The organism is Pseudomonas vranovensis DSM 16006 (genome assembly GCF_000425805.1).
GTDB classification, from domain to species: domain Bacteria; phylum Pseudomonadota; class Gammaproteobacteria; order Pseudomonadales; family Pseudomonadaceae; genus Aquipseudomonas; species Aquipseudomonas vranovensis.
In genome coordinates, this window is the sequence record NZ_AUED01000002.1 from 170,968 (window position 1) to 189,751 (window position 18,784).

Consider the following 18,784-nt stretch of genomic DNA (forward strand, 5'->3'; position numbering starts at 1 on the left):
GGGTCGTTCCTCAGCCTTTGTAGGCGTCGCAGAAGGCTTGCGCCTCGGCAACGTCCAGGGTGCCTTCGTAGATGGCGCGGCCGGTGATCGCACCGATGATGCCTGGCGCCTTGGCGTCGAGCAGGGCCTTGATGTCACCCAGGTTGTGGATACCGCCGGAGGCGATGACCGGGATCTTGGTGGCTTCGGCCAGGGCGGCGGTGAACGGCACGTTGCAGCCCTGCATCATGCCGTCTTTGGCGATGTCGGTGTAGACGATGGCCGAGACGCCGTCAGCCTCGAAACGCTTGGCCAGGTCGATGACCTGCACAGTGCTGACTTCGGCCCAGCCGTCGGTGGCGACGAAGCCGTCCTTGGCGTCCAGGCCGACAATGACCTTGCCCGGGAAGGCACGGCAGGCTTCTGCGACGAACTCGGGCTCTTTCACTGCCTTGGTGCCGATGATCACGTAGCTGACGCCGGCCTTGACGTAATGCTCGATGGTTTCCAGCGAGCGGATACCGCCGCCGATCTGGATCGGCAGGTTCGGGTAGCGCTTGGCAATGGCGGTAACCACTTCGCCATTGACCGGCTGGCCTTCGAAGGCGCCGTTCAGGTCGACCAGATGCAGACGACGGCAGCCGCCCTCGACCCATTTGGCGGCCATGCTCACCGGGTCATCGGAAAAAACGGTGGAATCTTCCATACGGCCCTGGCGCAGGCGTACGCAAGCACCGTCCTTGAGATCGATAGCGGGGATAATCAGCATCTGGAAAACCTGTCTATTCGGTAAACAGTGATGCTCGGGAAGTCAGTTCTTCTCGAGCGCCCACAGGTCGCTTTCGATGCTTTCGAACCTCTCTTTGAGGTGCGTCTGCACATCGAAAATCGCCCTGTTGTAGTAGTGCGGGGCAATCTCTTTGGTGAACACGTCCAGGACCTCGGCCACCTCGAACGACCCAAGCTGCAGCTCGAAGCGGTCTTCAAGAAAGCGCTTGAGTACCTCCAGTGCCTCGCGTTCCTGTTCCGGTGCGAGCGTGAGGATCGGTGCCTTGGTCCTGGATTTGCTCATTACCAGCGTCCGTCCCAGGCAGCGAAGTTCTGCAGCAGTTGCAGGCCATGGGTATGGCTCTTCTCCGGGTGGAACTGCACGGCAAAACGCGAACCTTCAGCCAGCGCGGCGGCAAAATCGACGCCGTAGTGACCACGGCCCACCACCTGCACGGCCTTGGCCGCGGTGATGTAGTAGCTGTGCACGAAGTAGAAACGTGCAAGGTCGGGGATGTTGTGCCACAGCGGGTGATCGATGGCCTGGGTGACCTCGTTCCAGCCCATGTGCGGCACTTTCAGGTGCTCGCCGTCTTCGTGCAGGTCCTTGCCGAAGAACTTCACGTTGCCGGGAAACAGTCCGATGCAGTCGACGCCGTCGTTCTCTTCACTGTGATCGAGCAGCGCCTGCATGCCCACGCAGATGCCGAGGAACGGACGGTCCTGGCTGACTTCACGCACCAGGCTGTCAAAGCCCAGGCGGCGGATCTCGGCCATGCAGTCGCGGATCGCGCCAACACCCGGAAATACCACGCGGTCAGCCTCGCGGATCACCGCAGCATCGCTGGTGATCAGCACCTTGCCGGCGCCTACATGCTCCAGGGCCTTGGCCACCGAGTGCAGGTTGCCCATGCCATAGTCGATTACGGCAACTGTCTGCATTACAGGCAACCCTTGGTCGACGGCATCTGACCGGCCATGCGCTCATCGAGCTCGATGGCCATGCGCAGCGCGCGGCCGAAAGCCTTGAACACGGTTTCGATCTGGTGGTGGGTGTTGTGCCCACGCAGGTTGTCGATGTGCAGGGTGACGTTGGCGTGGTTGACGAAGCCCTGGAAGAATTCCTGGAACAGGTCGACATCGAAGCCGCCTACCGAGGCGCGGGTATAGGGCACGTGCATCTGCAGGCCTGGGCGGCCGGAGAAGTCGATAACCACACGCGACAGTGCTTCGTCGAGCGGTACATAGGCGTGGCCGTAGCGGCGGATGCCTTTTTTGTCACCGATGGCCTGGTTGAACGCCTGGCCCAGGGTGATCCCGACGTCTTCGACGGTATGGTGATCGTCGATATGCAGGTCGCCCTTGCATTCGATGTCGAGATCGATCAGCCCATGTCGGGCGATCTGGTCGAGCATATGTTCAAGGAAAGGCACACCGATATCGAATCGGGCCTTGCCGCTGCCATCCAGGTTGATCGAGGCCTTGATCTGGGTCTCCAGAGTATTGCGCTCGACGGAAGCCTTACGTTCGACCATCACCAGCTCCGCAAAATCATTGGGCGAAAAAGGCGATCATTATAGGCCCAGATATGTCTGGCATGAAACGAAGATGACATGTGGCAGGGGATTTACCTGGTAAATCCCCCAAATCGCACAAATTTCCGCAGCCGCGGGTCAGTTGAACAGCACCGCCGTCTTCTGCAGCGTCACCCAGATCCCCCAGGCCAGCGGAATGCCCACTACCAGCCAGGCGGCGATCACCAACGGCAAGGTGCCCGGCGCCGCATGCCACTCCAGCACCCGCGCGCTGCCCTGGTCATGGCCCAGCGCCTGTTCGGCCGCCAGTTGTTCGTCGGTCATGAAGTATTTGTCGGCCACCGGGCGTACCAGCGCGTTGCAGATAAAGCCCAGCACCAGCAAGCCGGCGAGGATGTACAAGGTGATGTCGTACACCGCCGCGCGATCGACCCCCAGCGACAGTTGGTACTCGCGCAAATACGTGATCAACACCGGGCCAAGCACCCCGGCAGCCGCCCAGGCGGTCAGCAGGCGACCGTGAATGGCCCCGACCATCTGCGTACCGAACAGGTCGGCCAGGTAGGCCGGCACCGTGGCAAAGCCACCGCCATACATAGACAGGATGATGCAGAACGCCGCCACGAAGAGGGCGATGTTGCCCACCTGCCCCATGTTCGGCACCAGTGCATACAGGGCAACGCCCAGGGCGAAGAAGGCAAAGTAGGTGTTCTTGCGCCCTATATAGTCGGAGAACGACGCCCAGAAAAACCGCCCGCCAATGTTGAACAGGCTGAGCAACCCGGTAAAGCCGGCGGCGATGGCGGCGATCTGCGCCAGCTGTGCGGTGTTGAGCTGGCTGAAGGTCAGGTCATTACCCAGCAGTTTGCCGGCAAAAACCTCCTGCAGCAGTGGCGAGGCCATGCCCAGGATGCCGATACCCGCCGAAACGTTCAGGCACAACACCAACCAGATCAGTGCAAACTGCGGGGTTTTCCACGCCACGCTGACATGCACATGGCGGTGGGTGATCATCGCGTTGTTGGCCTTTTTCAGCGGAGCGGTCCAACCCTCGGGCTTCCAGCCGGTGGGCGGCACACGGTAGGCCAGGGCACCGCCGATCATGAAGATGAAGTAGATGACCGCCATCACCACGAAGCTCTGCCATACGCCGACACCTCCAGGGCTGGCGAAGTGGTTCATCAAGGCTGCCGCCAGCGGTGCGCCAACCATGGCCCCGCCGCCAAAGCCCATGATCGCCATGCCGGTGGCCATGCCGCGCTTGTCCGGGAACCACTTGATCAACGTCGAGACCGGCGATATGTACCCCAGGCCCAGGCCGATTCCGCCGATCACCCCCGAACCCAGCCACATCAACCAGAGCTGGTGGGTGTAGATACCCAGCGCCGAAAGCAGTAAACCACCGCACCAGCACAGTGCCGACACCACACCGGCCTTGCGCGGCCCGGCATGCTCCAGCCAACCGCCCCAGACCGCCGCCGAGCAGCCCAGGAACACAAAGAACAGGGTGTAGATCCAGCTCAGCATCGAGATCTGCCAGTCGCAGTCGGCGCTGAACAGGCGGGCAAAGAAGCTCATGTCGGGCGCACAGGCAACCGGCGCGGTGATGCCGACGGCCTGGGACAACGGCAGCCAGAACACCGAAAAACCGTAGGCCATACCGATACACAAGTGGATCGCCAGAGCGGCGGGCGGTACCAGCCAGCGGTTGAAGCCGGGCGTGGCGATAATCCGCTCCTTGGACAGGAAACCCGGGGGGCTGGCTTTTGCGCCTGCCGTGATGCTGTTCATTTGTTGTAGTCCCTCGTAGAAATGGTCAGCTCACGGCTCACGACCTTGGCCGGCAGGCACTGGTCGTCTTATTTGGCACAATTGCCCTGCAAAACGCGACAAAACGCCACAGCAGGACCCGCGAGCGGCGAAAGAGTAGCATTAGCCGCCCGCACTGAAAGCAAGCTGATCCCGTCTTTTGCTCAACAACTGAACCCGTGTGCAAGGAACTGTCATGCCCATCGTTGTCGAAACCCTGACCACTCCCAGCCAGCAAGACCTGCAGGACCTGGCCAGGCTCTATGCCGACGCCCCCGCCTGGATGCTCGCCGGCCCCGAACAGGCCCTGGCCCTGGTCAGCGCAGCACTTGAGGACGGCAGCCTGATCGCCGCGCGATTCAACGATCGCCTGCTCGGCGCTGCCCGCCTGCAGCGTGAGGATGTAGCCTGGCAATTGAGCGACTTGTGCGTACGCTCATTGACCCGGCGCCGCGGCGTCGGGCTGCGCCTGGTCAACGAGGCACAGCGGTTGGCACAAGAAGCAGGGGCTGGGTTGCGTCTGTTTTCAAAGCAGGAAAGCGCTGAGATGAACGCGCTATTGGCACCACTGAACCTGAAGCTGGATGTGGCACAACTGTAGGAAAAATTCCTGACAGCGCGGCATCACTCCAGCGTCAACGACCGCAGCGCTATACTCTGCGGCTGAATTTTAGAAATCGGACTACAAGGACTCGCCCATGAAAGCGTTCGGCAAAATCCTGGGGCTGGTGCTTCTCGGGCTGTTGCTGATCATTGTGGCTCTGGGCTTCGCCCTGACCCACCTCTTCGATCCCAACGACTACAAAGACGAGATTCGCCAGCTGGCACGCGACAAGGCCCACATCGAGTTGACGCTCAATGGTGATATCGGCTGGAGCCTGTTCCCCTGGCTGGGGCTGGAACTGCATGAAGCCAGCATCGCCACCCTGAACAATCCGAAAGTGCCCTTTGCCGACCTGCAGATGCTTGGCCTTTCAGTGCGCGTGCTGCCCCTGCTGCGCCGTGAAGTGCAAATGAGCGATGTGCGTGTCGAAGGCCTGAACCTGACCCTGAGCCGCGACGAGAACGGCCATGGCAACTGGGAAGACATCGGCAAGCCGCTGCCGGCTGCCACGCCGGCACCTGGCGAAGGCACCCCGCCTGCCGCCGATGGCACGGCCCAGGCCGAGAGCAAGAGCGACGCCAGCGACCGCCCTGTGAAGCTGGACATCGACAGCCTGACCGTGAACAACGCCCGGGTGCAGTACACCGATGCCCGCAGCGGCCAGACCTTTGGCGCCGAAAGCATCCAGTTGAGCACCGGCGCCGTACACGAAGGCGTGAACATCCCGCTGAAGCTGACCGCCTTCCTCAGTGCCGGCCAGCCAGTGATCAAGGCGCGTACCGAGCTCAACGGCGAGCTGCGCTTTGACCGTCGCCTCAAGCGCTACCAGTTCGAAGACATGAAACTCAGCGGTGAGGCCTCGGGTGAACCGTTGCAGGGCAAGACCATGAGCTTTGCCGCCCAGGGCCAGTTGTTGGTCGATCTGGCAGCCAACGTCGCCGAATGGAACGGCTTGAAGCTGTCGGCCAACCAATTGCGCGCCCTCGGCGAGTTGAACGTGCGTGACTTGGACAAAACCCCCCAGCTGACCGGCGGCCTGTCCATCGCCCAGCTCGACCTGCGCAAGTTCCTCGACAGCATCGGCCGCCCACTGCCGGCCTCGGCCGACGCCACCACCCTGAGCAAGTTCGAGATGGTCAGCCGCCTGCAAGGCAGCCCTACCAGCCTTGCCCTGGAAGACCTGGCAGTAAAACTCGACGACAGCACCTTCAGCGGCCGCCTGGCCGTCGAAGACTTCGCCAAGCAAGCCCTGCGCATCCAGCTCAAGGCCGACAAGTTCGACGCCGACCGCTACATGCCGGTCAAGAGCGAAGCGGCCGCCAGCGCCACGGCGGCGCGTCAGGCCGAGGTCAAGAGCAAGGAAGACAGCGCCCTGGCCACCGCCGGCAACACGCCGCTGCCCGACGCTCCTACCCAGGTGGCCTGGAGCAACGACAAGCTGCTGCCGGTCGACCGCCTGCGTAAAGTCGACCTGCAGGCCGATCTGACCTTCGGCCTGCTGACCCTGGAGAAGCTGCCGATCGAGAACGCCCACCTCAAAGCCCAGGGCCAAGGTGGCCTGATCACCCTCGAAACCCTGAGCGGCGGCCTCTACAACGGCGACTTCGCCACCAAGGGCACCCTCGATGTACGCCCCGCGGTGCCGCAGATTGGCCTGAACACCAAGATCAACCGAGTGCCGGTGGAGCACTTCATCAAGAGCCAGACCGAAACCCCGCCGGTCAAAGGCCTGTTGACCCTCAACAGCGACCTGACCGCCACCGGCAACAGCCAGAAGGCCCTGGTCGACACCCTCAACGGCAACGCCAGCTTCGTCATCAACGACGGCATCCTGGTCAACGCCAACCTTGAACAGCAACTGTGCCAGGCCATCGCTACGCTGAACCGCAAGTCCTTGAGCGGCGAGCCTCGGGGCAAGGACACGCCGTTCCAGGAGCTCAAGGGCACCCTGGTGCTGCGCAACGGCGTCGCCAGCAACCCGGACCTCAAGGCACGCATTCCGGGCCTGACCGTCAACGGTCGCGGCGACCTCGACCTGCGCGTGCTCGGCATGGACTACCGCATCGGCGTGATCGTCGAGGGCGACAAGCGCGACATGCCGGACCCGGCCTGTCAGGTGGGCGAGCGCTACGTGGGCCTGGAATTGCCGCTGCAGTGCCGTGGCCCGCTGGAGCTGGGCGCCAAGGCCTGCCGCCTGGACAAGGACGGCCTGGGCAAGGTTGCCGCCAAACTCGCTGGCGACCGGGTCAGCGAGAAACTGAGCGACAAGATCGACGAGAAGCTCGGTGACAAGGTGAGCCCGGAACTCAAGGATGCACTCAAGGGGTTGTTCAAGCGATGAGCCCCGAGCAGTTTTCCAGCGCCGTACTGGCGTGGTACGACCGTAACGGCCGTCATGACCTGCCCTGGCAACAGGGCATCAACCCGTATCGGGTGTGGGTCTCGGAGATCATGTTACAGCAGACCCAGGTCAGCACCGTGCTCAATTACTTCGCTCGCTTCATGGAAGCGCTGCCCACCGTGCAGGCCCTGGCCAAGGCACCTGAAGACGAAGTGCTGCACCTGTGGACAGGCCTGGGTTACTACACCCGGGCGCGCAACCTGCAGAAAACCGCGAAGATCGTCGTCGAGCAGTACGGCGGCGAATTTCCCCGCGATGTCGAGAAGCTCACCGACCTACCCGGCATCGGCCTGTCTACCGCCGGCGCCATTGCCAGTATCAGCATGGGCCTGCGCGCGCCGATCCTCGACGGCAACGTCAAGCGCGTGCTGGCCCGCTACACCGCCCAGGAGGGTTACCCGGGCGAGCCCAAGGTGGCCAAGGCGCTGTGGGCCAATGCCGAACGCTACACCCCGCACGCCAGGGTCAACCACTACACCCAGGCGATGATGGACCTGGGCGCCACCTTGTGTACTCGCAGCAAGCCCAGTTGCCTGCTGTGTCCGCTCAAGGTCGGTTGTGAAGCGCACATGCTCGGCCAGGAGATCCGCTACCCGATCCCCAAGCCGCGCAAAGAGCTGCCCCAGCGACGCACCCTGATGCCGCTGCTGGCCAACCCCGAAGGCGCCATCCTGCTTTACCGTCGCCCTTCCAGCGGCCTGTGGGGTGGTTTGTGGAGCCTGCCGGAGCTCGACAACCTGGAGCAGCTCGAAGACCTGGCCGAGCAGCACGGCCTGAACCTGGCTGGCAGCCAGGCGCTGGACAGCCTGACCCACACCTTCAGCCACTTCCAGCTGGCCATTGAACCCTGGCTGGTCCGGGTCGATGACACCCGGGCCCACGTGGCCGAGGCCGACTGGCTCTGGTATAACCTCGCCACCCCGCCGCGCCTGGGCCTTGCCGCCCCGGTGAAAAAACTGCTTAAGCGCGCGGCCGACGTTTTGATTGCAGGAGAGTCGTGATGACCCGCACCGTAATGTGCCGCAAGTACAAAGAAGAACTGCCAGGCCTTGAGCGCCCACCGTACCCCGGCGCCAAGGGCCAGGACATCTATGAGCACATCTCGCAGAAGGCCTGGGCCGACTGGCAGAAAGAACAGACCATGTTGATCAACGAGAAGCGCCTGAACATGATGAACGCCGAGGACCGCAAATTCCTCCAGGGCGAGATGGACAAGTTCTTCTCCGGCCAGGAATACGAGAAGGCCGAAGGCTACGTTCCACCGGCCGAATAACCCCGGAAAATCGTAAGCGACGGAATTAATTTAAAAAATTTTAAAAAAGTCGTTGACGTAAATCCGAAAAACCCTTTTAATGCGCCCCGTTGCCCAGATAGCTCAGTCGGTAGAGCAGGGGATTGAAAATCCCCGTGTCGGCGGTTCGATTCCGTCTCTGGGCACCACTAATACCGAAAACCCCTGAATCGCGAGATTCAGGGGTTTTTCATTTGCGCCGCAAAAAGCGCCGTCGTTGACCACCGTCAATACGCCCCCGCCCCATCGCCGTAAGCTGCCTGGTGGATACCAGAAAACCAACAGGCCCCCAATGAGCGAAGATTCCACAGCCCTACCCCTGCCCTTGCCCGCCACCGAAACACCCGCGAGCACCAGCACGACTACACCGCGCAAGACCGCTACCCCCCGCCCACGTCGCCCGCGTACCCCACGCCCCCCTGCGACCGCCAGCACCGACGCGCCGATCAGCACCATCAGCCAGCAGCCGGCCGCACTCAAAGTCGCCTCGGCCCCACGCGGCTCGAATGAAGACAGTACCTCGGCCAGACTGCCCGCCAGCTACCCCTACCGTACCCGCATGCGCCGTGCCGAGTACGACAAGGCCAAGCACGAACTGCAGATCGAGCTGCTCAAGGTACAGAGCTGGGTCAAAGACACCGGCCAGCGCATCGTCGTGCTGTTCGAAGGCCGTGACGCCGCGGGCAAGGGTGGCACGATCAAACGCTTCATGGAGCACCTGAACCCGCGCGGCGCACGCATCGTGGCCCTGGAGAAGCCTTCTGAGCAGGAAAAGGGCCAGTGGTACTTCCAGCGCTATATCCAGCACCTGCCCACCGCAGGTGAAATGGTCTTCTTCGACCGCTCCTGGTACAACCGCGCCGGCGTCGAGCGGGTGATGGATTTCTGCACGCCGCTGCAGTACCTGGAATTCATGCGCCAGGCGCCCGACCTTGAACGCATGCTCTGCAACAGCGGCATCCTGTTGTTCAAGTACTGGTTCTCGGTGAATCGCGAAGAACAGCTGCGCCGCTTCATCTCCCGACGTGACGACCCGCTCAAGCACTGGAAGCTGTCGCCTATCGACATCAAGTCGCTGGACAAGTGGGACGAGTACACCGCGGCCAAAGAGGCAATGTTTTTCCACACCGACACCGCCGATGCGCCGTGGACAGTGGTCAAGTCCGATGACAAGAAGCGCGCACGGATCAACTGCATCCGTCACTTCCTGCATTCGCTGGACTATCCGGGCAAAGACCTGCGCGTGGCCCATCATCCCGACCCTTTGTTGGTGGACCGGGCATCGCGGGTGCTGGTGGAAGAGGACCGTAGTGAGGGTGTACAGCCGCTGGCCACCCATTCGTAGCTTGGGTTTCCCGGCCAACTGCGATTCAATACGCAAAACCTTACGACTCAGGATTCACCGATGGCCTCCAACAGCAAACAACAGAAACGCGCCAAGCGCGCTGCCGCCAAGGCTCGCGAAAACCGCATGGTGCGTAGCGGCCAGGCGGTCAAGAGCAATGGCGAAAGCTCCAGCGCAAGCGTTGAGCAGGTCTTCAACAAGGCAATGGACTCGGGCAGCTACGACGCCCTGTTCGAGAAGATGAAGACCGCTCAGGAAGGCGGGCTGGTGTCGCTGATCTCGGTGTTCCTGGTTGACCCGCTGCTGGCCCTGGTGCTCAAGGGCCACAAGGAAGAACACGCTACCGACTACATCGTCATGGTCTTCACCGCCTACCGCAAATGGCTGGACGGTGCAGACGAAGACACCACCATGGCGTGGCTGGAGAGCGACGAGTTCCAGGAGGCCTACATCTCGGCCTCTGAGGCTGTGGCCAAGACTCAGCAGAAGCAGTTCGGCTGAGTTTCGCGGGGCAAGTCGAGACGTCACACCGCCGCTCCTACAGGTTTTGTATGCACCGGTAGGGCTTGCCCCGCAACTCATCCCGTCAGTTGTTCAGCACAACCCGCCCAGCCGCTTCGGCCTTGCGCTTGCGCGCCACCAGCAGCCCCGCCGCCACAACTGCAATCGACAGCAACCCGGTCGCCACGATCTCGATGCGATGGTCCGGACGGATCAGCATCACCGTCAGAATGCCCACGATGAACACGATGGTTGCCCAGGTCAGGCCCGGGAACAGCCACATCTTGAAGGCAATCTTCTCGCCACGGGCCATACGCTGACGGCGCATGCGCAGTTGCGAAACGGCAATCACCAGGTACACCAGCAAGGCGATGGCACCGGAGCTGGCCAACAGGAACTCGAACACCTGGGCCGGGGCCAGGTAGTTGGCGATCACGGTAAGGAACGCCGCCGCCGTCGACAGCACCACCGCGCAGTACGGCGTGCCGGTTGAGGTGGTGCGCTGGGCAACGGCCGGTGCATCACCACGCTTGCTCAGGGAAAAGAGCATGCGCGAGGAGGTGTACAGCGCCGAGTTCAGGCAACTGGTCACGGCAATCAGCACGACGATGTCGACGATCAACTTGGCATTGGGGATGCCCATCAGGTTCAGCACAGTCTGATAGGAGCCCACTTCGGCCAGGTCACTGTGGTTCCACGGCACCAGGGCCACGACCACGAAGATCGACACGAGGTAGAACAGGAAGATCCGCCAGATCACCGAGTTGGTGGCCTTGGTGATCTGCTTGCCCGGATCTTTCGACTCGGCGGCAGCAATGGTGACGATCTCGGTGCCCATGAACGAGAACATAGTGGTCAACATGGCTGCCAGCACCGCACCCATACCGTTGGGCATGAAGCCCTGGGTGTCGAACAGATGGCTGACGCCGCTGACCTGGCTGTTGGGCAGCAGGCCGAAGATTGCCGCAGCACCAAGGATAATGAAGGCGACGATCGCGACCACCTTGAGCAACGCGAACCAGAACTCGAACTCGCCGTAGTTCTTCACGCTGAACAGGTTGGTCGCGGTCAGCAGCAAGGTGATGACCAGGGTGAACACCCAGATCCCGACATCAGGGAACCAGGCATGCAAGATGGTGGCGGCGGCATTGGCCTCCAGCGGGATCACCAACACCCAGAACCACCAGTACAGCCAGCCGATGGTAAAGCCGGCCCAGTGGCCGATGGCCTTGTCGGCGTAAGTGGAGAAGGAGCCGGTATCCGGCGAGGCGATAGCCATTTCCGCCAACATGCGCATCACCAGCACCACCAGGGTACCGGCAGCGGCATAGGCCAGCAGCACGGCTGGGCCGGCCTCGGCAATGGCGTGGCCGGAGCCGACGAACAAACCGGCGCCGATAACGCCAGCAATGGACAGCATGGTGACATGCCGTTGTTTGAGCCCCTGAGCGAGGTCATTGGAAGTGTGCGTACCGCTCATAAAACTACCTTTGCAAGGATTGGCTTTTCGGTCCTGCGACGTCGGGTGCGCCCTTGAATGCAGCGGCGCAACATCCTGTTACCGATCAGCAACGCAAATAGTGCGCCAGCTCCCCGACCGTTCGTTCGAAATCCCCTACGGCCTTGTGCAACAAGGTTTACAGGCCTTTCCGCCAGATACTGGCCGAATGCCCACCAAAAAAGGCCCCTCCCCCCTTAATTACTGAAATACTCACTTACAAATAGACGGTCGCACCAAAATTCATCACAGGTAACACCTCACGCACATCCTTGGAGCAAAAAGGTACAACCCACAAGGCGCAACCAATCGCCGCAATCCATGCCCGAAGCTGTACGGAAGGTCAGAAACGGCTTCCCAGCACTGGCCAAAAATGGCACCATCGCGCCTTTTTTCATCAAGGCTCCGGCCCTGGAAACGAGGGCAGGCGGACATCCGCGCGACAGTCAGCTGCAGCGATGCGACACCCGCCCTCCCGGTAACCCGTTGCCCCTCCCGTCGTTGTTGGCTGTCATTCAGCCGCTATGCTAGCTTGGCGCTCGCCAAGAAGGCCGCCAACAGCAGGAGCGCACCAGAACACATGAGGACCGCACATGGCTGAGGCCACGCCCGCGCTGGAAATCCGCAACCTGCACAAACGCTACGGCGACCAGGAGATTCTCAAGGGCATCTCGCTGACCGCACGCGATGGCGACGTGATCTCGATCCTGGGATCCTCCGGCTCCGGCAAGTCCACTCTGCTGCGCTGCATCAACCTGCTGGAAAACCCGCACCAGGGCCAGATCCTGGTGGCTGGCGAAGAGCTGCGGCTCAAGTCGGCAAAAAACGGCGAACTGGTGGCGGCCGACAACAAGCAGATCAATCGCCTGCGCAGCGAGATCGGCTTCGTGTTCCAGAATTTCAATCTGTGGCCGCACATGAGCATCCTCGACAACATCATCGAGGCCCCTCGCCGCGTGCTCGGCCAGAGCAAGGCCGAGGCCATCGAACATGCCGAGGCGCTGCTCAACAAGGTCGGCATCCACAACAAGCGCCACAGCTACCCGGCCGAATTGTCCGGTGGCCAGCAGCAGCGCGCAGCCATTGCCCGCACCCTGGCCATGAAGCCCAAGGTCATCCTGTTTGACGAGCCGACCTCGGCCCTGGATCCGGAAATGGTCCAGGAAGTGCTTAACGTTATCCGCGCCCTGGCCGAAGAAGGCCGTACCATGCTACTGGTTACGCACGAAATGGGCTTCGCCCGCCAGGTGTCCAGCGAAGTCGTCTTCCTGCACCAAGGGCTGGTCGAAGAGCAGGGAACGCCGCAGCAGGTTTTTGAAAACCCGAACTCGGCGCGTTGTAAACAATTCATGTCCAGCAACCGCTAACGGAGCAACACGCATGCAGACCTATAAGAAATTCCTCCTGGCCGCTGCCGCCACGCTGGTGTTCTCGGCCAATGCAATGGCTGCCGAGAAACTGAAGATGGGCATCGAGGCGGCCTACCCGCCATTCAACAGCAAGGACGCCAGTGGCCAGGTAGTGGGCTTTGACAAAGACATCGGCGACGCCCTGTGCGCCAAGATGAAAGTCGAGTGCGAAGTGGTTACCTCCGACTGGGACGGCATCATTCCGTCGCTGCTGGCCAAGAAATACGACTTCATCGTCTCGTCGCTGTCGATCACCGACGAGCGCAAGCAGGCCGTTGACTTCACCGACCGCTACTACTCCAACAAGCTGCAGTTCATCGCGCCGAAGAACAGCGACTTCAAGGTCGAAAAAACCGACATGGCCTCGCTCAAGACCGCACTCAAGGGCAAGACCATCGGCACCCAGCGCGCCACCCTGTCCGGCACCTGGCTCGAAGACAACTTCAGCGACGACGTCAAATCCATCAAGCTCTACGACACTCAGGAAAACGCCTACCTTGACCTGACCTCCGGCCGCGTCGACGCACTGCTGGCCGACAAGTTCGTCAACTACGACTGGCTCAAGTCCGAAGCGGGCAAGAACTACGAGTTCAAAGGCGAGCCTGTGGTCGAGAGTGACGAAATCGGTATCGCCGTACGCAAAGGCGATCCACTGCGCGAGAAGCTGAACGCTGCCCTGAAAGAAATCGTTGCTGACGGCACCTACAAGAAGATCAACGACAAGTACTTCCCTTTCAGCATCTATTGATTCGCCCCGACCGGCACCGCCTGCATGGGCGGTGCCCGTCCCTTGAACACACCTGCCCATGAATATTGATCTATACGGATTCGGTCCGGCTCTTGCGGCCGGGACGCTGATGACCGTCAAACTGGCGTTGTCGGCCCTCTGCGTAGGGCTGGTGCTGGGGCTGCTCGGCGCCCTGGCCAAGACCTCGCCCTTCAAACCCCTGCAATGGATTGGTGGCACCTACTCCACCCTGGTACGCGGCGTACCGGAATTGCTCTGGGTACTGTTTATCTACTTCAGCTTTGCCACGCTGATGGACAAGCCCTTCGTTGCCGGCGTGATCGCCCTGGGCCTGTGCTTCGGTGCCTATGCCACGGAAGTGTTCCGCGGCGCGATCCTGGCCATCCCCAAGGGCCACCGCGAAGCGGGCCTGGCCCTGGGCCTGTCCAAGGGCCGCATCTTCTCCAGGCTGATCCTGCCACAAATGTGGCGCATGGCCCTGCCCGGCCTTGGCAACCTGTTCATGATCCTGATGAAAGACACCGCCCTGGTGTCGGTGATCGGCCTCGAAGAAATCATGCGCCAGGCCCAGAACGGCGTGACCAACACCAAGCTGCCATTCACCTTCTACATGGCTGCTGCCTGCATTTACCTGTGCCTGACCATCGTCGCCATGATCGTCATGCACTTTCTGGAAAAACGCGCCGCTCGCGGCTTCGCGAGGGCCAACCAATGAACTGGGAAGTCATCATCAAGTGGCTGCCAAAGCTGGTCCAGGGCGCCACGCTGACCCTCGAACTGCTGGCCATTGCCGTGATTGTCGGCCTGATCCTGGCCATTCCGCTGGGTATCGCCCGCTCGTCGCGGCACTGGTATGTGCGCGCCCTGCCCTTTGGCTACATCTTTTTCTTCCGCGGCACCCCGCTGCTGGTGCAGCTGTTTCTGGTGTACTACGGTCTGGCGCAGTTCGATGCGGTGAAAAACAGTGCGCTGTGGCCTTACCTGCGCGATCCGTTCTGGTGCACGGTGCTGACCATGACCCTGCACACCGCGGCCTACATCGCCGAAATCCTTCGTGGCGCCTTGCAGGCCATCCCCCGTGGCGAGATTGAAGCGGCACGGGCACTGGGCATGTCGCGGGCCAAGGCGATGATCTTCATCATGCTGCCGCGCGCCGCGCGCATCGGCCTGCCGGCCTACAGCAACGAAGTCATCCTGATGCTCAAGGCCAGCGCCCTGGCCAGTACCGTGACCCTGCTAGACATCATCGGCATGGCCCGGACCATCATTGCGCGCACCTACATGCCGGTAGAGATCTTCTTCGCCGCTGGTGTGATGTACCTGGTGATCTCCTTCGTGCTGGTGCAAGCGTTCAAGCAATTGGAACGCTGGCTGCGCGTAGACGCCTGCCAAGGCCGTTGAACCTGTATAACGGGGCTGATCACAGCCCCGTTTTCGTATCAGACCATGACCACTGCCCTCCCCCTCGCCAATGACCAACTGCCCAGCCGCTTCCAGGCACTGGACAGCTTTTTGCGCGAGCACCAGCACCTGTGGCGACCACGCCCCTTCACCCAGCTGCAACTGCCCTGGGAGGCCGAGCACCCGACGCTGGCGGCCTGGCTGCGGCAGCGCTCGCTGGACGAGGCAGAAACCGCGCACAACCATCCCGAGCGACTGGACGCGCCGGCACCTTTTCCACAGCTGGCAAGCATGGCCGCCCAATTGGCCGAGGTCGGCGAGTTATCCACAATCGCCCTGCCAGCGGCGAGCCATCGCTTGAACGTGGATGTGCCGGGGCGCAAATGGCAGCAGATCGAAGCCTTCGCCAGCCACCTGGGCTTTACCCAGGCGCCACGACACTGGCTGGACTGGTGCTCGGGCAAAGGCCACCTGGGCCGGCGCTTGCTGCAGGCCGAGCAGCAGCAACTGACCTGCCTTGAATACGACCCGGCGCTGGTCGACGCTGGCCGGCAACTGAGCCAGCACCACGGCGTGAATGCCCAGCACCTATTGCAGGACGTACTGGCCGAAGACGCCGACCAGCGCCTGGGCAGCGCCCACACCGCCGTCGCCCTGCATGCCTGTGGCGACCTGCACGTACGCCTGATGCAATTGGCCAGCCGCCAGGGCTGCCGTCAGCTGGCTATTGCGCCCTGCTGCTACAACCGCATCCAGGCGGCGCAGTACCAGCCGCTCTCGGCCGCTGCGATCACCTCCGGCCTGCATCTGTCGATCGATGACCTGGGCCTGCCCCTGAGCGAAACCGTCACCGCCGGCGCACGGGTACGCCGCCAGCGCGATGAGTCGATGGCCAGACGCCTGGGGTTCGATTTACTGCAGCGAGCGCTGCGAGGCATGGATGAGTACCTGCCGACACCCTCGTTGCCGGTCAGCTGGCTGCAAAAGCCCTATGCCGACTACTGCCGGGAACTGGCGGCGCTCAAAGGCCTGTCGATAGACCACACCCCTGACTGGGACGCACAGCAGGCTGCTGGCTGGCAGCGCTTGGCCGAGGTTCGCAACCTGGAGTTGCTGCGCAACCTGTTCCGCCGCCCGCTGGAGTTGTGGCTGGTGCTCGACCGTGCGCTGTACCTGCAGGAGCAGGGCTACCACGTACAGCTGGGAGTGTTCTGTGAGCAGCCCCTCACACCGCGCAACTTGATGCTCCTGGCGGAACGCCAGTAACCCTGCCCCGAAGGTGCGCAGCCTGTGGATAAGTCTGTGTGCAACCTTTTGAAAAAACCCTCAAAAACCTTGGATCCAAGCGCTTTCGACCGTTGGTCGTTTTTTGCTCAGCGGCTTATCGCCAGCAAAAACAGCCATTTGCGCAAAGACCAACGGCAAGCGTTGGTCCGATGGAAGCGACACCGATATGGCACGCGGCTTGTGCATAAGCATTTTAACCAAACGCTCTAAGCAGCAAAATCAGGCCAGTTTCAGCAAGCTCATACCGACCAGCAACAGTGCCAGGCCCAACCAGCCGCGCCCGGCCAGGCGCTGACCAAACAGCGCCCACCCCATGGCTACGGTGGCAAGGATGCCGAAGCCACCCCAAATGGCATAAGCCAGCGACAGTTCAATATCGCGAACAGCCTGGGCCAAAGCAGTAAAGGCCGCCAGCACGCACAGAATCGAGAAGATACCGTAGCCGCGCTTGCGGAAGCCGTTGGAATACTTGAGCAGCAGGTTGGCAAAAACTTCCAGCACGATCGCCAGGCCCAGCCAGGCGAAGGGAACCCAATTCATGGTCAGCATGGCAGGGCCTCCATCTCGCGCTTGGCAGGCGCGGCGCGGGTACCAGCCTTGATCAGCAGAATACCGGCGATCATCACACCCAGGCCGGCGGCCTTGAGCAGGCCGATGCTCTCACCGAGCCAGGTCACACTGATCAGTGTGATCAGCACGATACCGATGCCTTCCCACAGTGCGTAGGCAACGCCCACCGGCACACGTTTAACGGCCAGGGCGAGGAAGAAGTACGACAGACCGATCATGGCGTACATCAACCCATGACCCAGAATGGCAGAATGAGTGGCGGCGAATTTCATCGACGCGGTGCCGATCACCTCAGCGATGATGGCGATAAACAAATAGATCCAGGAACGCATGATGCCCTCCCACGGGCGACAACACACCGCGCGCACAAACAGCGACGGCTACAGACAAAAAAGAGAAAAAGCTGATTGTCGGGGGAGGCGCTACAGACCGCCGGTCCAGTGATTTTCACGGGTGGCCAGACGAGGGATGAGGAGCAGAAACGCTTTAGTGTTCAACATAATGCACAACAAATTAGCTCAAGACATTGCTGAAGTCAAATCGATAGAGAAACACTAATTAAAAATCGCGTGGTTTATGACCTATTCAGGGAAAAGCCCTTAAAGCCTGCTGAAAGTTTCGTAAATTATATTCCCCACCCAAGACCACAACCGTCACGTAGCGGCTGCCGCCAGGCTGCGATTCTGCGTGGCAGCCCCGAAACAGCCCATCAGCAAACGGAATTCAAGTGAAAGCCCTCTACCCCTTCACCCTGCTCGCCGCCCTGACCACCCTCCCCGGCTGCAGCACTCCAAGCGCCCCCACTGCCTCTGCCTGGGACACGCCACTACCCCCCCTGTCCGCCCAGCCCACCACCCACTGCAACAAGCGCGGCTGCCACGAACACAAACCGATGATTTTCGACCCGACCCAAAACGAACCCGACGCCACGACATTGCACCGCGGCTGGTAAGAAAATCCCCCGCGACACACCCAGAAACCGGGCATCGCAACGAATCTTGCAGAAGTAGTTTACAGACGCAAACTGATCGCTATAATGGCGACCCTGTGCCGGTATAGCTCAGATGGTAGAGCAACTGACTTGTAATCAGTAGGTCCCGGGTTCGATTCCTGGTGCCGGCACCATACGCAGTAAAAAAGAGGCTCACCGAAAGGTGGGCCTTTTTTGTTTCCGTCTAGAAAACCGCGCTTCTCCGTAGCATTCGACATTACTGGCGGTGGGCTGACCGCAACCTTCGGCCGAAAAGGTGTAACCGCTCGGTCGCCTTACGATGCAGCACCAACGCCATCCAACCTTGTAATCCAAATCCCCATCCGTTATAGCTAAAAAGGCATCCATAACCAAAAGAGGCAGAATCAGCCCGCCATGAACGAGACCACACGTATCTTTCGCCCCCAAGGCCCGTTTGCCGCGCTGTTCGGCAATACCTACGGGCCTACCGCGGTCGCCACGCTTTCGCTGACCAGCTCTCCCCTCTCGACACTGTTCCATGCGCTGTCGATTCCACCCCGCGACGTCTTGCTCGCGCACAAACGCAAACGCCCTGTTCCTCCGCCTGCCAGCTGACGCCTGAATTTTCGCTTTCCATTGCCCTCGGCTTTTTGCCGCTCAGGGCTGGAGACGCTTTGCATTTTTTT

The 18,784-nt window shown here is 61.3% G+C and carries 21 protein-coding genes and 2 tRNA genes; 15 read left to right on the forward strand and 8 right to left on the reverse strand.

The window, feature by feature from the left end:
* Positions 1 to 10 precede the first annotated feature (10 nt).
* From hisA to H621_RS0104765, 5 genes are all read right to left on the reverse strand, one after another.
* Entirely contained in the window at positions 11 to 748 is a 738-nt protein-coding gene (hisA, locus tag H621_RS0104745; protein WP_028942259.1) for a 1-(5-phosphoribosyl)-5-[(5-phosphoribosylamino)methylideneamino]imidazole-4-carboxamide isomerase, read from the reverse strand.
* 42 nt (positions 749 to 790) lie between these two features.
* Positions 791 to 1,051 (reverse strand): DUF2164 domain-containing protein, encoded by a 261-nt coding sequence (locus H621_RS0104750; RefSeq protein ID WP_028942260.1) that lies wholly within the window; start codon positions 1,049 to 1,051, stop codon positions 791 to 793.
* Entirely contained in the window at positions 1,051 to 1,689 is a 639-nt protein-coding gene (hisH, locus tag H621_RS0104755; RefSeq protein ID WP_028942261.1) for an imidazole glycerol phosphate synthase subunit HisH, read from the reverse strand. The genes H621_RS0104750 and hisH overlap by 1 nt, the downstream gene beginning before the upstream one ends.
* On the reverse strand, positions 1,689 to 2,282 hold the full coding sequence (hisB, locus tag H621_RS0104760) for an imidazoleglycerol-phosphate dehydratase HisB (protein ID WP_028942262.1): 594 nt from the start codon (positions 2,280 to 2,282) through the stop codon (positions 1,689 to 1,691). Before hisB ends, hisH begins: the two co-directional genes overlap by 1 nt.
* A 138-nt stretch (positions 2,283 to 2,420) precedes the next feature.
* Positions 2,421 to 4,073 (reverse strand): OFA family MFS transporter, encoded by a 1,653-nt coding sequence (locus H621_RS0104765; protein ID WP_028942263.1) that lies wholly within the window; start codon positions 4,071 to 4,073, stop codon positions 2,421 to 2,423.
* A gap of 214 nt (positions 4,074 to 4,287) precedes the next feature.
* Here H621_RS0104765 and panM point away from each other — a divergent pair, with 214 nt between their 5' ends.
* The 7 genes from panM to H621_RS0104800 all read left to right on the forward strand — a co-directional run bounded on the left by panM (position 4,288) and on the right by H621_RS0104800 (position 10,233).
* Positions 4,288 to 4,692 (forward strand): aspartate 1-decarboxylase autocleavage activator PanM, encoded by a 405-nt coding sequence (gene panM / locus H621_RS0104770; protein ID WP_028942264.1) that lies wholly within the window; start codon positions 4,288 to 4,290, stop codon positions 4,690 to 4,692.
* A 97-nt stretch (positions 4,693 to 4,789) separates the two neighbouring features.
* Complete coding sequence (locus tag H621_RS0104775) at positions 4,790 to 7,036, forward strand: AsmA family protein (protein ID WP_028942265.1); 2,247 nt, start codon at positions 4,790 to 4,792, stop codon at positions 7,034 to 7,036.
* A complete protein-coding gene (mutY, locus tag H621_RS0104780) occupies positions 7,033 to 8,097 on the forward strand; it encodes an A/G-specific adenine glycosylase (RefSeq protein ID WP_028942266.1) in 1,065 nt (354 codons plus the stop codon). Before H621_RS0104775 ends, mutY begins: the two co-directional genes overlap by 4 nt.
* A complete protein-coding gene (locus tag H621_RS0104785; RefSeq protein ID WP_028942267.1) occupies positions 8,097 to 8,369 on the forward strand; it encodes an oxidative damage protection protein in 273 nt (90 codons plus the stop codon). Before mutY ends, H621_RS0104785 begins: the two co-directional genes overlap by 1 nt.
* A 91-nt stretch (positions 8,370 to 8,460) precedes the next feature.
* A tRNA-Phe gene (locus H621_RS0104790) sits at positions 8,461 to 8,536 on the forward strand.
* A 143-nt stretch (positions 8,537 to 8,679) separates the two neighbouring features.
* Positions 8,680 to 9,732, forward strand: a complete 1,053-nt coding sequence (gene ppk2, locus H621_RS0104795; protein WP_028942268.1) for a polyphosphate kinase 2 — start codon at positions 8,680 to 8,682, stop codon at positions 9,730 to 9,732.
* Between the two features lie 60 nt (positions 9,733 to 9,792).
* Complete coding sequence (locus tag H621_RS0104800; RefSeq protein ID WP_028942269.1) at positions 9,793 to 10,233, forward strand: hypothetical protein; 441 nt, start codon at positions 9,793 to 9,795, stop codon at positions 10,231 to 10,233.
* An 85-nt stretch (positions 10,234 to 10,318) separates the two neighbouring features.
* Here the strand turns inward: H621_RS0104800 and gabP are convergent, their stop codons facing one another.
* On the reverse strand, positions 10,319 to 11,713 hold the full coding sequence (gabP, locus tag H621_RS0104805) for a GABA permease (RefSeq protein ID WP_028942270.1): 1,395 nt from the start codon (positions 11,711 to 11,713) through the stop codon (positions 10,319 to 10,321).
* 611 nt (positions 11,714 to 12,324) lie between these two features.
* Here gabP and H621_RS0104810 point away from each other — a divergent pair.
* From H621_RS0104810 to H621_RS0104830, 5 genes are read left to right on the forward strand one after another with little or no spacing between them, the layout of a single operon-like run.
* Positions 12,325 to 13,098, forward strand: a complete 774-nt coding sequence (locus tag H621_RS0104810) for an ABC transporter ATP-binding protein (protein WP_028942271.1) — start codon at positions 12,325 to 12,327, stop codon at positions 13,096 to 13,098.
* Between the two features lie 13 nt (positions 13,099 to 13,111).
* Positions 13,112 to 13,888 (forward strand): ABC transporter substrate-binding protein, encoded by a 777-nt coding sequence (locus H621_RS0104815; RefSeq protein ID WP_028942272.1) that lies wholly within the window; start codon positions 13,112 to 13,114, stop codon positions 13,886 to 13,888.
* Positions 13,889 to 13,946: 58 nt separating this feature from the next.
* Positions 13,947 to 14,603, forward strand: a complete 657-nt coding sequence (locus H621_RS0104820; protein WP_028942273.1) for an ABC transporter permease — start codon at positions 13,947 to 13,949, stop codon at positions 14,601 to 14,603.
* The gene (locus H621_RS0104825) at positions 14,600 to 15,289 is read left to right on the forward strand and encodes an ABC transporter permease (protein ID WP_028942274.1); all 690 of its coding nucleotides are present in this window, start codon (positions 14,600 to 14,602) and stop codon (positions 15,287 to 15,289) included. Before H621_RS0104820 ends, H621_RS0104825 begins: the two co-directional genes overlap by 4 nt.
* Positions 15,290 to 15,334: 45 nt before the next feature.
* A complete protein-coding gene (locus H621_RS0104830) occupies positions 15,335 to 16,555 on the forward strand; it encodes a methyltransferase (protein WP_028942275.1) in 1,221 nt (406 codons plus the stop codon).
* Between the two features lie 240 nt (positions 16,556 to 16,795).
* Here H621_RS0104830 and mdtI read toward each other — a convergent pair whose 3' ends face one another.
* Both mdtI and H621_RS0104840 read right to left on the reverse strand, forming a co-directional pair.
* Positions 16,796 to 17,125 carry a multidrug/spermidine efflux SMR transporter subunit MdtI gene (mdtI, locus tag H621_RS0104835; RefSeq protein WP_028942276.1) on the reverse strand — a complete coding sequence of 110 codons (330 nt, stop codon included), beginning with the start codon at positions 17,123 to 17,125 and terminating at the stop codon, positions 16,796 to 16,798.
* Positions 17,119 to 17,478, reverse strand: coding sequence for a multidrug/spermidine efflux SMR transporter subunit MdtJ (locus H621_RS0104840; protein WP_028942277.1), 360 nt, complete (start codon positions 17,476 to 17,478; stop codon positions 17,119 to 17,121). The genes mdtI and H621_RS0104840 overlap by 7 nt, the downstream gene beginning before the upstream one ends.
* 395 nt (positions 17,479 to 17,873) lie before the next feature.
* Here H621_RS0104840 and H621_RS0104845 point away from each other — a divergent pair, with 395 nt between their 5' ends.
* The 3 genes from H621_RS0104845 (at position 17,874) to H621_RS0104855 (ending at position 18,713) form a co-directional block, all read left to right on the forward strand.
* Positions 17,874 to 18,098 carry a hypothetical protein gene (locus H621_RS0104845; RefSeq protein ID WP_028942278.1) on the forward strand — a complete coding sequence of 75 codons (225 nt, stop codon included), beginning with the start codon at positions 17,874 to 17,876 and terminating at the stop codon, positions 18,096 to 18,098.
* A 97-nt stretch (positions 18,099 to 18,195) separates the two neighbouring features.
* Positions 18,196 to 18,271, forward strand: a tRNA-Thr gene (locus tag H621_RS0104850).
* Between the two features lie 241 nt (positions 18,272 to 18,512).
* Positions 18,513 to 18,713 (forward strand): hypothetical protein, encoded by a 201-nt coding sequence (locus H621_RS0104855; protein WP_028942279.1) that lies wholly within the window; start codon positions 18,513 to 18,515, stop codon positions 18,711 to 18,713.
* Positions 18,714 to 18,784: the final 71 nt, after the last annotated feature.